This is a genomic window from Muricomes intestini, from assembly GCF_004346165.1.
Classification (GTDB): domain Bacteria; phylum Bacillota; class Clostridia; order Lachnospirales; family Lachnospiraceae; genus Muricomes; species Muricomes intestini.
The window spans coordinates 85,988-99,425 of sequence record NZ_SLZZ01000002.1 but is presented as its reverse complement, the minus strand read 5'-3'; the positions used below and the strand labels follow the sequence as shown (position 1 = coordinate 99,425).

Genomic DNA, 13,438 nt, shown 5'->3' with positions numbered 1-13,438 from the left:
ATGAATAAATTCTTTATACATTTTCCCGGTTTACACTATTTTGCAGTGAAGTATAATAGTAGGTAGAGTAAATTTGCAGGAGGAAAGACAAATGCTAAAGCTGAAAACAAAACAACAGATGTCAGAATCCATGCTTCTGGCTGTATTTTTGACACTGGCGGGTGGGTTCCAGGATGCCTATTCCTATAATATTAGGGGGGAGGTATTCGCCAATGCCCAGACCGGAAATATTGTATTGCTGGGGCAGAATCTGGCCCAGAGGAACTTTCAGGCTGCCCTGCGATATCTGTTGCCTTTGACTGCATTTATCGGAGGGGTATATGTGACAGAATGGGTACATCATCTGTGGAAAGAATACCAGAAAATCCACTGGAGGCAGATCGTACTGCTTGCGGAGGCTGTCCTGCTGATTATTGTGGGGCTTCTGCCTCATTCTATGGATGTGCCGGCAAATGTTATCTTGTCTTTTGCCTGTGCGATGCAGGTCAATGGATTTCGCAAATTTAAGGGAATGCCCTCCGCCACTACCATGTGCATAGGAAATATGCGTAATGCTACGGCTTTGCTGTGCAAATACCATATCACAAAGGACAAGGTCCTGAGAAAAAAGAGCATGCATTATTATCTTGTTATTTTTATCTTTGCGGTGGGTGCAGCTGTAGGTGCTGTAATGAGTATGCACGTAGGCTTAAGGGCTATCTGGATAGCTGCAGCCTTACTGTTTATAGGATTTGTACTTATGTTTATTAAAGAAGATCTGGAAAAGTAAAAAGTTGGAAGCTGATATCTTTATAGGATTTGCACATGGTATTTTTTAAGCCAGTAATTTACCTGCAGCATATAAGCCAACATCTGTGGGCCTGCCATCAATTGACCGTACCAGGGTTTCCCGTAATCGGAGGAACTGTTCAGGAAAGTATCCACCTTCTTTTTGTCAAGTAATGTACGCACAGGGGCATTGGAATCAGCCAAAACCTCTTTTAACTGTTGCCCAAGCAGTTTTTCGTACGCGGGGTCGTAGGTTTTGGGATAAGGACTTTTTCTCCGCCACAGCACCTCCTTGGGGAGAAGTCCCTCTCCGGCGTGGCGCAGCAGCCCTTTTACAATACCGCCGGGGCATTTCATATGCCATGGAACATTAAAAACATACTCTACAATCCTGTAATCGGCCAGAGGAACCCTTGCTTCCAGCCCATTGTACATACTGGTGCGGTCCATCCTGTCCAGAAGGGTGACCATGAACCAGCGCAGGTTCAGATAAGAAATTTCCCGGCGCCTTTTTTCCTCCGGGGTATCTTCTGGAAGAACCGGGGTTTCGCCGATGGTTTTCTCATAAGCAGCATGGGCATATTCTTCCATATGCAGTTCCTGAATCAAACTGTCAGATAAGAGCACCTGCCTGGGGCCCATATCGTCGGACCAGGGGAAAGCATCGGTCTGAAAAGCCTTTTGGCTGTGGAACCACGGGTATCCGCCAAAAATTTCATCTGCACATTCACCGGTCAAGGTAACTTTGTTGTAATCGGTTACCTTTGAGCAGAAATACAGCAGGGAAGATTCCACATCTGCCATACAGGGAAGGTCTCTGGCATCTACTGTTTTGTACAGACAATCCAGCTGGTTCTGGTTCGTGCATTCCAGAAAATGGTGGTTCGTTCCCGCAAAATCTACCATCTGCTCTACATATGGCCTATCCTGGCTGGGCTGGAACGAGTTGGACTTAAAGTATTTATCATTGTTCTGGAAGTCAAAGGAAAATGTGTTCAGAATTTTCCCCTGTTTCTTTAATTCCCTGGCGCAGATAGCTGTCACCAAGCTGCTGTCCACACCGCCGGAGAGAAAGGTACTGATGGGAATATCGGAGAGCATCTGCTTTTTAACGGCATCCTCTACAAGCCATGCAGTTTTTTCAATGGTCTGTGCAAAAGAATCCTCATGAGGACGGCTTTTAAGAGTCCAATAGAATTCTTTATTGCAGGAAGTGCGGTCGAAGGTAATACATTCCCCGGGCAGAACCTCCAGTACATTTTTAAATACACCTTTGCCATAAGTTTTTGCGGGACCGAGAGCAAAGATTTCGCAAAGTCCTTCCTTATCAATGACAGGTGTAATATCGGGGTAGGCCAGAAGTCCCTTTATTTCTGAGGCAAAGACAAGGGTTTTGCCCGTCATGCTATAAAATAGTGGTTTGACACCCAGCCGGTCGCGGAACAGATAAAGTTCACTGGCGGCAGAGTCCCAGAGCGCGATTGCAAAAATACCGTTCAGCTTTTTGATATAGTCTTTTCCGTGGAGCATGTAGCCTTCCAAAATCACCTCTGTATCGCTGGCAGTCTGAAAGTCTGCTCCTTCCAGTAAGAGCTCTGCCTTTAATTCAGCCATATTGTAAATCTCACCGTTGAAGACAATGACACATTCCCGTCCCTGCCTTTTTCGTACCATGGGTTGTTGTCCCGTGACCAAATCAATGATTTCAAGGCGCACATGGGCCAGACCGCACAGGGAGCTTAAGTAAGTTCCTTCATCATCGGGACCTCTGCGTTTTTGGACACGGTTCATTTTCTCTAGAATACCTTTCCATTTAGGTTTCTCCGCCATGTAATCTACGTAAGGATTAAAAAATCCGGCAATTCCGCACATTCTTTCTTCTCCTTTTTTCTGTATATGAATGGTTTACTGGATGATAGGTTGATATTGTCTGCCCTCCAAAGCTGCTTCTAGAGAGGGAATCAGAAGGTCGGTGTGTGCAATCATAGAATTGGGTTTCTTTTTAGGATTATCCTGTCCGAAAGGGACAAAGTACACATTTTTGGCATTTAGCAGCAGGCCTATATTTTTCATATTCATACCTAGAGCATCGTTTGTAGAAATGGAGATAAGCAGAGGCTTACTATTTCTAAGATGAGCTTTTGCTGCCATCAAAGCCGGAGTGTCGGTAATGCCGTTGGCGAGTTTTGCGATAGTATTGCCGGTACAGGGGAGAAGCACAAGAATATCCAGCAGATTGCCAGGGCCGATTGGTTCTGCTTCGGATATGGTCATCATCGGTTTCACTCCTGTAATTTCTTCTGCTTTTTCAACAAAATTCTCTGCTCTTCCAAAACGGGTGTCTATGCTGCCGGCCGCATCTGAGAAAATGGTCTGTACCAGTGCCCCCTCATCTGCAAGCTTTTGAAGTTCCGTGAAGACTTTATCGTAAGTACAAAAGGAGCCGGTTAGTGCAACTCCAATGGTTTTTCCTTTTAAAGACATTCAAATCACTCCTAGTTTTATTGTTGTTGTTTTGTCTGCTATTTCTTCTGAGATAATATATTCTCAATAGATTTCTTTAGGGCCTTTGCTGATGAAGAGGGTGCATATTTTCCGGGAAGGCCGGGGCACAATGCCGCAGTTTTACCAAGAGCTTTGGCGGCTTGGTAATCTACTCCGCCGGGGGCGGAAGCAATATCAATAATGGTGACGGAGGGCTTCATAACCTCCAAAGTATCTGATGAGATAACAAGCGCAGGGATTGTGTTGAAGATGAAGTCAAAATCCTTTGCACCTTTTTTGAAGTCCTCTATATCTCCGGTATCATCGGAGACAATAGCGGCCCGGGCACATTTCCCGGGATTGTTGCAAAAGGTGTATACCCGGCAAAACATTCCCTTCAAATAGGAAACCAATGTAGCTCCACATTTCCCATATCCAAGAACGGCGCACCGGCTCTGGTTCAGATTCATGGAACTTCGCAAAATTGCTTCACATATGGCTCCTTCGGCAGTGGCAATTGTGTTATATACGGCAAGTGTATCGTTCTGCATAAAATCAAAAACAGAAACCCCTTTTTCAACTGCAAAGTTTCTGAAGTTTTCAGGGATACATCCGGCAAAAAAATATTGTCTGGGCTGTAATGCTGTTAGAATAGAAACTAGGGATACATCTTCTAGGGATGCACTTTGATTGAGATATGCACCACCTCTGCTCAGAGGAATCGGGCATATGACACAGCGTGAGGTGCTGCAGGCACCTTTAAGAGAGTCTGCGGCAAAGATTTGAGAATCCGGCCCACATCTGCGTTTATCGGGTTCTGTCATCAGTGCATAATGGCAGACCTGTGTCTGAGAACTGCTTAATTCCTCCGCCAGATAGACCTGCCGCATATCTCCGCCGATGACTGCATAATCGTATTGAGGGTATTCCATCGTAAAACTCCTGATAAGACACAATTTTATTTATTATATGCAGGAACTGCTTATGAGGATAGAAAATGATAAATTATTAATTAGCGAGAATATTATTAAAAGTTTTTGCATTAGTAAATTAAAAGGTCTGCCGGGATATCAGCCGGCAGATCTTTTAGTTGGCAAACTGGGCGTAATACAATTGCTCGTAATAGCCTTTCTTTTCCAGCAATTCTTTATGAGTTCCCTGTTCCACGATATTGCCGTCCTGCATTACAAGTATCAAATCTGCATTTTTAATAGTTGACAATCTGTGTGCAATTACAAAGGAGGTGCGTCCCTTCATAATCTTCTGCATTGCATCCTGCAGCATCTGCTCCAGTCTTGTGTCCACAGAACTTGTAGCTTCATCCAGAATCAGGATAGAAGGATTACAAAGTACAGCCCGGGCGATGGTGAGAAGCTGTTTTTCTCCCTGGGAAATGTTGTTTGCTTCTTCGTTCAACACCATATTATAACCGTCCGGCAGAGTCCTGATGAAATGGTGTACGTTTGCAACCTTCGCGGCGTTCGTGATTTCTTCTCCCGTCGCATCGTCCTTTCCATAAGCAATGTTTTCTAATATTGTGCCTTTAAAAAGCCAGGTGTCCTGCAGCACCATGCCAAATTGTGAGCGGAGTTCTTCTCTCTTCATATGGCGGATATCTATGCCGTCTATTTTAATACTGCCTCCGGTGACATCGTAGAAGCGCATCAGCAGATTAATGAGTGTTGTTTTTCCAACACCGGTAGGTCCTACAATGGCTACCATCTGACCACTTTTTACATTTGCATTTACGCCCTGGAGCAGCGGCTTTTCTGGAGTGTAGGAAAAATAAACATTTTCAAAATCTACATTGCCCTTCGTCGGACCTTCTAAAGCATGGCAGTCCGCGTCATCGGCTTCTTCCTCTTCATCCAAAAAATCAAATACTCTGTGGACGGCGGCTACAGAGGCCTGAATGGCACCTGAAAGCTGCGTAATTTGGGAAAGAGGCTGGTTCACCTGCCAGATATAGCGGATAAAGGATTGAAGCTGACCCACTGCGATGACTCCCGACATGGCATAAAGTGCACCCAAGATTGCCACAAAACCGATACCTATATAGGTGATAAAGGATACTAAAGGGGACATGAGGCCGCTGATGAAATGGGCCTTAAATCCATTTTGGCACAGGCTTTCGTTCGCCTCTTTAAATTCTTGAAAAGCATCTTCCTGCTTTCCAAAAAGTTTAATCTCGTTAAAACCGGTATATTTTTCCTGAACAATTCCGTTTAGCTGTCCCAGTGCATTCTGCTGTCTTTGAAAGAGAGGCTGGGATCTGCTGACAATAAGTTTGGAAATGACTGCGGAAAACACAATAATCAACACAGCAATCAGCGCCATTTTCCACTGGATGCGAAACATCATAAACATGGCAAGGCTTAAGCCTAATATGGCATTTAATATCTGAGAAAAACTTTGCTGCAGAGCATTTGAAATTGTATCTACATCATTTGTAATTCTACTTAAGGTATCTCCCAGGGGACGGGTGTCAAAAAAGGCGATGGGCAGCCGTCTGATTTTCCCTTCTACTTCATTTCGCAGATCCATCATTGTATTCTGGATGGCGTCTGTCAGGAGAAACTGATAACAGAGGTTACAGAAAGCTTCAGTAAAATAAATAACGATGAGGCCTGCTATGATTTTTGCAATCTTGGTAAAATTGACTCCATGGCCGGCTGTGACATCGGAAAAAAGCTGGGTTGTAATCATTCCTTCCAGGTATGGACTGGTTACCATTAAAATAGCAGCTGTGATAATCAGCAAAATAGCAATGATGACTTTCAGGCCATGTCTCTTTAGGTAAGGAATCAGCCGTATAAGGCCTGTTTTCTTTTTCATGCGCCTAAGTCCTCCTTTGACAACTGACTTTCGGCGATTTCGCGATAGATGGAGCAGTCCTTTAACAGCTCACGGTGAGTACCTGTACCTACTACCATACCCTCGTTTAATACAATGATTTTTGTGGCTTCCATAATGGAAGATACGCGCTGGGCTACCATCAGAGTAATCGCCTCTGTTGTTTCTGCCTTCAATTTCTTGCGGAGCTTTGCATCGGTTTTGAAGTCCAGAGCGGAGAAGGAATCATCAAAAATATAGATTTCAGGCCTTCTCACAACGGCTCTGGCGATGCTCAGGCGCTGCCGCTGTCCACCGGACATATTAGCCCCGCCTTCCTCAATCATTTCTTCAAACTGTCCAGGCTTCTCCGTGATAAAATCGTATGCTTCCGCTATTTTGGCAGCCTGTTCCACTTCTTCCCGGACGGCGTCCTGCTTTCCATAGCGGATATTTTCGTGAATGCTTCCGCTGAAAAGTAGTGCCTTCTGGGGAATAAAACCAATTTTCCTGCGGAGGGCAGCAAGGTCATATTTGCGCACATCAACTCCATCAATTCGTATGCTTCCCGAACTAATATCATAGAAACGAGGGATTAAGTTTATCAGTGTACTCTTGCCGCTTCCGGTACTGCCGATAAATGCAATGGTGTCCCCCTTACCAGCTTCAAAAGAGATATCATGCAGCACGGGAGCCTCCCCGTCTGGGTATTGGAAGCATACATGTTCAAATACAAGAGAAGTACTGCCGTCCCCTTCAGTTACAGGTTTCTTCGGGTTTCTAATAGTTGGCTCTTCGTCGAGCAGCTCCTGAATCCGGGTTGCACTGATATCTGCTTTCGGATACATAATAAAAACCATAGAAAACATCAGCATAGAAAACATAGCATGGAACATATACTCCTGAAATGCTACAAGTTTTCCCACCTGAAGCGTTCCGGCATCAATCATATGGCTTGAGATTATAAACACTATGGCTACCCCGATGTTTAGCAGCAGAAAAAAAGCAGGGTAAGTAATAGAAACAAGCCTGAACATTTTTTTCGCATTTTTTGCGTAATCTTCATTGGCGTCGGAAAAACGCTGCGTTTCATAGGAATCCTTGCAAAACGAACGGATTACACGTACCCCGCTCAGGTTTTCCCTGGAAATCCTGTTTAATTTATCCATTCCCTTTTGCTGCCGGGCGCTGATGGGCTTGCTGTTCTTTGCAATCAGATAAATTCCCAAGCAGAGGATGGGAATACAGCCGCCGATTATCATAGAAAGGGAGAAACTGGTCCGGACAACCATAATCATGCTTACGAAAATCATAATCGGTGTTAAAAGTGCGGTACGCAGCAAAACATTAATAAACTGCATCAAAACGAAGGCATCGTTGGTGGTTCGGGTAATCATACTGGAAACCCCGAATTTGTTATATTCTGTATGGGAATATTCCTGTGATTTTCTGAAAATATCGTTGCGGATGTCCCTTACAATATAAGTACTTACTCTGGCACTGCCATAGGCCAGGACAATATTGCCTATTCCTCCCAAAATGGCCACAGCCAAAAGTACAAGGCCCATCCTGTAAATATAACCCTTGTCATTTAAAATAATACCATTGTCAATCATCTCGGATACAATGGTGGGGATTCCAAGTTCAGCAGCAGCAAAACCGAAGACAGCCAGAATGTTAAAAAATATATAGCGTTTGTATCGCTTTAGATAGTGCAGCATCAATTTCATAATAAAATCTCCTTGTAAATAAATCCAAACTCTAACTATGATAACACGAAAACGGGAGAAAGACCATTACGAAATTGAAGGAATTTCCCTATTCCTGAAGAAATACATTTGCAGTAGAATTTCGTAAACAAAGTCTGGGCTGAATAAAAAAGTGTGTTGCACCGCCATCTTTCTGAGTGAGCAGCCGGGAAAGACTATTCATGCTGGATTCGGCAATTTCGGCTACCGGCTGTATAACAGTGGTTAATTTCGGCCGGCAATAAGTGCCTTCGTAAATTCCGTCAAAGCCTATTACTGAATATCGCTGAGGGACTGTGTACCCATGATCTGTCAAATAATTAATCACTGCAATACCTAGTCGGTCTGTCTGTGCAAAAAAAGCAGTACAATCCTGTAGTTTTTCCCAATTTTTTCTCATTGTCTCGTACCCTTCGGCATAGGTGAGTCCTGTTTTGACAATCCAGCCAGAATTGATGGTGAGACCACTGCTTTTCAGTGCGGTGCAATAGCCGGCAGTTCGTTCATCAAAATCACTGCCGACGGAGGTTAATGTGGCAATTTTCCTGTGCTCCAATGAGAGTAAGTGATTTGCAGCTAATAATCCACCGGCAAAGTGATCTACATCAACAATATTTAAACTTTTCTTCATAGGGCGTGAAAAATACTGAGTGTAAATATGTGGAATATTTAAGTTCTTTAAATATTCTTCCAACGCTGGATGATAATTGTCGTTAATAATAATAGTTCCCTTAATGCTGCCTGTTTCAATGACAGACTGAATATATTTGAAAGAATCAGTATTATTAACATCGTGTGACAGAATTATAGGATAGTAATTCTGACTTTCAACCTGTTTGATAAGTTCATTTGATAAGTATTCCAGATAGAGATCAAGAGGAGTGGTTATTCTGCCAATGTCTAAAATAATTGCAATGCCCCCATTATTTGTGAAATGTTTCTGTTTCCTCTTGATAATATAGCCATGCTGCTTTGCTAATTCCTGTACTTTAGTTTTTGTCTCTATTGAAATGCGTGAGGAATTCTGCAGGCTTCTTGATACAGTAGATTGGCTTACCCCGGCCAATTCTGCAAGCTCTTGGGTTGTAATCATGGAATATGCTCCCTTCTGGTAAAACTTATTATTGATCTTTTTGCTAAAACAAGAATAATACATTTATTTATATCGGTCAATTGAATTATGTGCATAATAATGAGAAATGCACAAGTATTAAAATGAAAATTAACCGTATATAATCTCCGCTATTAAAAATAATATATGGAATATGTATAAAAATAATTAAAGTTATGCTATTGACCAGGTAATAGTGCAATGATATAATCCAAAGTAACGCATATATATCTTAAAAATAAATATAATCCGGGATTTTTAGGGTATAAATATATGCATATTATGCACAAGGGTGAATGCATGGAGGAGGCAGGTATTACATTTGTACTGGAGGCTCTGAATGTGGTTAAAGATCATCTGGGAAACTTTCTCATTGATACAGCAACGTCGGTTGATCTTGTCCGTGAGGTGGGCTCAGATAATGTGAAGATTCTGTATGATGCTTATCACATGTACCTCAATGAGGGAAAAGTGTGTGAAATGATTGAAAAATATGGTGAATTTATCGGCTATTTACATGTAGCGGATGCACCGGGGCGAGGAGAACCGGGTACAGGTGCTATTAATTTCCGCACGGTAATGAGATGTCTGTCAGACATTCATTATCAAAACATGGTTGGGTTTGAGCTTTACCCGTCAATTGACAGTGCTGCAGCAATTAAAGCTATCCATGAATGCAGTGAAAGTGAAGGATTATAGAATAGCCCGAACAAAGTCAAATACCCCGCAGCAAGCTGACGGGGCATCAAACTTACAACGCAGCAAGCTGCGGGGTCTTTGACCCTCGCGGCAGTCGCCAAATGGAAATACAAGCATTTCTGCCTGGCTCGTTGCTCGCGGGAATAAAGGAGGTACACCATGAGATTATGTTTGAACACTGATGGGTTACAGGAACTGTCGTTTGAAGACATGCTGGATGTTGCGGCTGAAATAGGCGTAGAGTCACTGGAGTTTGGGTGCGGTAACTGGTCACCGGCTCCTCATCTTAATCTGGACGAGATGATAAAAAGTGAGGAGGCAAGAAAACGATTTATGGATGCTATTCATAGCCGGGGACTTGTTTTGGAAACTTTGAACTGTTCCGGCAACCAGCTTGATCCCAGGGAAGAAGGAAGGCTGCATCAGCAGGTTGTGGAAAAAACATTTGCCCTGGCACAAATGCTGGGTATTAAAAAGGTTGTAATGATGTCAGGATTGCCTGGAGGCGGACCGGATGCGAAGTATCCCAATTGGGTGACAATGTGCTGGCCGCCGATTATGCCGGATATGTTGAAATATCAATGGGAAGAAGTATTGATCCCCTATTGGAAAAAGACAGTAAAGCAGGCCGCAGAATTTGGAATAGAAAAAATTGCGCTGGAAAATCACGGTGCACAATGTGTATACAATGCGGATACTTTGCTGCGGCTGCGCAGGGCGGCCGGGCCCATGATAGGCATGAATCTTGATCCAAGTCATTTAATATTTATGGGGGGAGACGGTATCGAGATGGCTCTGGCTCTTGGGGGAGATGCAATCTACCATGTGCATGCTAAAGACTGCCGGAAAGAAAGACGCCGTTTTGCAGCGAATGGAGGTCTGGAAACAAGAACGGTTGAACAATGCGGCGAAAGAGCATGGAATTATGCGGTTCTTGGATATGGTCAGAATGACCAGTGGTGGAGAGAATTTTTGTCGGTATTGAGCATGCTGGGATATGATGGCCCTGTCAGTATGGAGATTGAAGATATGACCATGTCATTGGAGGTTGGCGTCAGAAAATCCTGTGATTTTCTTAAGAGCGTAATGCCCAGAGTTTTTTAAAGAATCTTTATGAAGCAGAAGTTGCGAGGTGGATATGGGTAAAAGAATTACAGGCAGTATTTTGATACTGGCATTGCTTCTGACGCTTTGCAGCTGCAAGAGTACGCAAACGGAAATGCCGCCCCGGGAGCTGATTATCGGAGTCGTGGCAAAGTGTGCCAATACAGAATATTGGATGTCGGTGCGCTCTGGGATGGAGGCGGCTGCTAAAAAAAGTGATTGCCGGGTATTGTTTTTTGCTCCGAATTCGGAGGAGGACGCAGAGGCCCAGGAGAAGCTGGCATCGTCTCTGATCAGACGCAGGGTTGATGTACTGGCTGTTTCTCCCATCGACGCTGTCAATGAACCTGCATATTTAAGAGAAGCCAGGAAGCTGGGAATTCCGGTAATCAGTTACGATTCTGCCTTCGAAAGCGGGGAGATTGCCTATATCGGCATCGACAATCAACTGGCGGGCTATCAGATGGCGGCTAATCTGGCGAAACGTTTGGATTATCAGGGGGAAATTGGTATTGTCTCGGGAGAACAGGATCAGATGTGTCACCGAGAGCGGGTTGAAGGGATTAAGAGATATATTGAAACTGTACCCGGGATGAAGATTTCTTATATTGAAAGCGGCTATTCCGGTGCTAAAATGTCTGGGGAAAAGGTGTCAGAGTTAAGGCGTGATTATCCAGGAGTCAAAGGCCTGGTGGTCACCAGTGCGGTGACAGCATTAGGAATTATCGAAAGTTCGGAGGCAGCGGGGCTTAGAATTGTAACCATTGATGTCCAGGAGGATGTTCTCTATGCTTTAAAAAACAAGCAAATTATCGGATTGGTGGCACAATCCGGCTATGATATCGGTTACAAAACGATAAACTATGCCAGGGCACTCAAAACCGGACAGGTAAAAGAAAAAAATGTGATTATTGAAGCAGAATTTCTGACGGCCGAGAATGTGGAGGATTATCTTGAGAAGCATACGCAGTAAGGTACTGGTTTCGATTTTACTGATTGCCGTGATAACGGCCTCGGGGATTACTGTGATCTTTTATGTAAAATCGGCGGCAACAATTGAAGAAAATTATATTGCGTCGAATCAACAACAGAACCGGCAGATTATTGAAAGCCTGGACCAGGCAATGCAGGAAGTGTATCATGTGTTGGTTGAGGCTTCCTGTGATGAGGCAATTAAGGCAAAGATCAAAGAATATACGACGGAAAAGGAAGATAAAACTCTGGCGGAGATGGTCGGTCTGCTGCAAAGCTATAATGAGCGGGATACCGCAATTTCTTCTTTTCATTTAATTATTTCGGATGAACAGGTACTGGTAACTTCTGAAGCTTATCCAAAGTATAAAAAGGTTATTGAGCGGCGCAGCATTCAGGCACTGATTAAAGAAACAGAGAATCAGGCGGGCCCTCTTTTGCTGAACAATCTGATCAGTGGCCGGCGTCCCCACCTGGCTTTTGTGGAGCCGATTAATGATAACGGGACCGTAGGTTATCTTTGTGCCAACATAGAGGAGCGCTACCTTTACTATAACTATATCTCAGAAATGAGAAATGATACCATTAAAGAGGTGATGCTCTTAGATCAGAAAAATGAAGTAATAACAACCGGCGACGACAGGCAGGGAGAGGCTTTAACGAAAACTGTAAAGGTGATGGAGGGAAAATTTAAGGATTCTGGTGCGGGTTCACAGGATGTAAGTATTGATGAGGAGACTATTTATTTTTATAGCCGTGCCCCTTTTTCACGCTGTGCCTTATATCTTTCTGTGGACCGGGAGACGGTATTGGGAGATTTGACAGAACTCAGACTTTATTATGCAGGAATTTTAGTGATTTCCTTAATTGTTGCCAGTATTTTAGCCAGCTATCTGGCAAGGCTCATCTATAGGCCGGTACAGAATCTGACAAGTACCGTTAAACATGTTTCGGAAGGAGAGCTTTCTACCAGGGCTCAGGTTATTTCGCGGGATGAGATGGGGGATCTGGCAACAGAGTTTAACCAGATGCTTAATCAGATTGAACTCTTAATTAAAGAACTGATTGAAAAAGAACGGCTAAAAAAAGATGCGGAGTTAGAGGCACTGCAGTATCAGGTGACGCCCCATTTTATGTATAATACCTTAAATTCCATTAAGTATGCAGCTCTCATTAAGGGGGAAAGGGAGCTGGCGGATCTCATTGAGAGCTTTGTTGAACTGCTTCAGGCCAGTATCAGCAAAAAGGGGGCATTTCTGACGGTTTCGGAGGAGGTACATATTTTGCAAAATTATGTACGTTTGCAGGAATTCAGGAGTAATACCACTATAAAAACCGTTTATAATATTGAGCCTGCCGCCAGCAATTGCCTGATTCCCCGGCTGATTTTACAGCCGATTGTGGAAAATGCCATATTGCACGGGATTGACATAAAAAAAGGAAATGGGCTGATCTTGATTTCAGCGGTTGTTTCCGGGGAAAGGCTTGAAATTGAGATTAAGGACAACGGCCGGGGGATGAGCAAGGAACAGATCAGGACACTTTTGAACAGTAAGGTAAAAAAAACGAAGGGTTTTACTGCCGTGGGAATTCCGAACGTGCGGGATCGCCTGGAATTATATTACGGTGAAAAATCGCAACTGCGTTATGTCAGCGATGACCGGGGCACGACGGTGATGATTTACTTACCGGCGGCCTATGACGAAAAGGAGTAATGTAA

Annotated in this window: 11 protein-coding genes; 5 read left to right on the top strand and 6 right to left on the bottom strand. The window is 43.7% G+C overall.

What is annotated here, in order from left to right; genetic code table 11:
• Window positions 1–91: 91 nt before the first annotated feature.
• Window positions 92–769 carry a YoaK family protein gene (locus tag EDD59_RS02050; protein WP_132378405.1) on the top strand — a complete coding sequence of 226 codons (678 nt, stop codon included), beginning with the start codon at window positions 92–94 and terminating at the stop codon, window positions 767–769.
• Between the two features lie 20 nt (window positions 770–789).
• Here EDD59_RS02050 and asnB read toward each other — a convergent pair whose 3' ends face one another.
• The 6 genes from asnB to EDD59_RS02020 all read right to left on the bottom strand — a co-directional run bounded on the left by asnB (window position 790) and on the right by EDD59_RS02020 (window position 8,925).
• Window positions 790–2,640 (bottom strand): asparagine synthase (glutamine-hydrolyzing), encoded by a 1,851-nt coding sequence (gene asnB / locus EDD59_RS02045; protein WP_132378403.1) that lies wholly within the window; start codon window positions 2,638–2,640, stop codon window positions 790–792.
• Window positions 2,641–2,673: 33 nt separating this feature from the next.
• Window positions 2,674–3,252, bottom strand: coding sequence for a dipicolinate synthase subunit B (locus tag EDD59_RS02040; RefSeq protein WP_132378401.1), 579 nt, complete (start codon window positions 3,250–3,252; stop codon window positions 2,674–2,676).
• 38 nt (window positions 3,253–3,290) lie between these two features.
• The gene (locus EDD59_RS02035) at window positions 3,291–4,184 is read right to left on the bottom strand and encodes a dipicolinate synthase subunit DpsA (protein ID WP_132378399.1); all 894 of its coding nucleotides are present in this window, start codon (window positions 4,182–4,184) and stop codon (window positions 3,291–3,293) included.
• Window positions 4,185–4,338: 154 nt separating this feature from the next.
• Window positions 4,339–6,087 (bottom strand): ABC transporter ATP-binding protein, encoded by a 1,749-nt coding sequence (locus tag EDD59_RS02030; protein ID WP_132378397.1) that lies wholly within the window; start codon window positions 6,085–6,087, stop codon window positions 4,339–4,341.
• The gene (locus EDD59_RS02025) at window positions 6,084–7,814 is read right to left on the bottom strand and encodes an ABC transporter ATP-binding protein (RefSeq protein WP_132378395.1); all 1,731 of its coding nucleotides are present in this window, start codon (window positions 7,812–7,814) and stop codon (window positions 6,084–6,086) included. The genes EDD59_RS02030 and EDD59_RS02025 overlap by 4 nt, the downstream gene beginning before the upstream one ends.
• A gap of 88 nt (window positions 7,815–7,902) precedes the next feature.
• Window positions 7,903–8,925, bottom strand: a complete 1,023-nt coding sequence (locus EDD59_RS02020; RefSeq protein ID WP_165920836.1) for a LacI family DNA-binding transcriptional regulator — start codon at window positions 8,923–8,925, stop codon at window positions 7,903–7,905.
• Window positions 8,926–9,243: 318 nt separating this feature from the next.
• Between EDD59_RS02020 and EDD59_RS02015 the strand changes: the two genes are divergently transcribed.
• The 4 genes from EDD59_RS02015 (at window position 9,244) to EDD59_RS01995 (ending at window position 13,433) form a co-directional block, all read left to right on the top strand.
• A complete protein-coding gene (locus tag EDD59_RS02015; protein ID WP_207670360.1) occupies window positions 9,244–9,642 on the top strand; it encodes a TIM barrel protein in 399 nt (132 codons plus the stop codon).
• A 159-nt stretch (window positions 9,643–9,801) separates the two neighbouring features.
• Window positions 9,802–10,746 carry a sugar phosphate isomerase/epimerase family protein gene (locus EDD59_RS02005; RefSeq protein ID WP_132378387.1) on the top strand — a complete coding sequence of 315 codons (945 nt, stop codon included), beginning with the start codon at window positions 9,802–9,804 and terminating at the stop codon, window positions 10,744–10,746.
• Between the two features lie 34 nt (window positions 10,747–10,780).
• On the top strand, window positions 10,781–11,719 hold the full coding sequence (locus EDD59_RS02000; RefSeq protein WP_132378385.1) for a substrate-binding domain-containing protein: 939 nt from the start codon (window positions 10,781–10,783) through the stop codon (window positions 11,717–11,719).
• The gene (locus tag EDD59_RS01995; RefSeq protein ID WP_165920835.1) at window positions 11,700–13,433 is read left to right on the top strand and encodes a sensor histidine kinase; all 1,734 of its coding nucleotides are present in this window, start codon (window positions 11,700–11,702) and stop codon (window positions 13,431–13,433) included. Before EDD59_RS02000 ends, EDD59_RS01995 begins: the two co-directional genes overlap by 20 nt.
• The last annotated feature ends 5 nt before the right edge of the window (window positions 13,434–13,438 follow it).

Excerpts from the sequence above, each read along its gene's own strand:
- EDD59_RS02050 (WP_132378405.1), top strand. The coding sequence starts at position 92 with ATGCTAAAGCTGAAAACAAAACAACAGATGTCAGAATCCATGCTTCTG.
- asnB (WP_132378403.1), bottom strand. The coding sequence starts at position 2,640 with ATGTGCGGAATTGCCGGATTTTTTAATCCTTACGTAGATTACATGGCG.
- EDD59_RS02040 (WP_132378401.1), bottom strand. The coding sequence starts at position 3,252 with ATGTCTTTAAAAGGAAAAACCATTGGAGTTGCACTAACCGGCTCCTTT.
- EDD59_RS02035 (WP_132378399.1), bottom strand. The coding sequence starts at position 4,184 with ATGGAATACCCTCAATACGATTATGCAGTCATCGGCGGAGATATGCGG.
- EDD59_RS02030 (WP_132378397.1), bottom strand. The coding sequence starts at position 6,087 with ATGAAAAAGAAAACAGGCCTTATACGGCTGATTCCTTACCTAAAGAGA.
- EDD59_RS02025 (WP_132378395.1), bottom strand. The coding sequence starts at position 7,814 with ATGAAATTGATGCTGCACTATCTAAAGCGATACAAACGCTATATATTT.
- EDD59_RS02020 (WP_165920836.1), bottom strand. The coding sequence starts at position 8,925 with ATGATTACAACCCAAGAGCTTGCAGAATTGGCCGGGGTAAGCCAATCT.
- EDD59_RS02015 (WP_207670360.1), top strand. The coding sequence starts at position 9,244 with ATGGAGGAGGCAGGTATTACATTTGTACTGGAGGCTCTGAATGTGGTT.
- EDD59_RS02005 (WP_132378387.1), top strand. The coding sequence starts at position 9,802 with ATGAGATTATGTTTGAACACTGATGGGTTACAGGAACTGTCGTTTGAA.
- EDD59_RS02000 (WP_132378385.1), top strand. The coding sequence starts at position 10,781 with ATGGGTAAAAGAATTACAGGCAGTATTTTGATACTGGCATTGCTTCTG.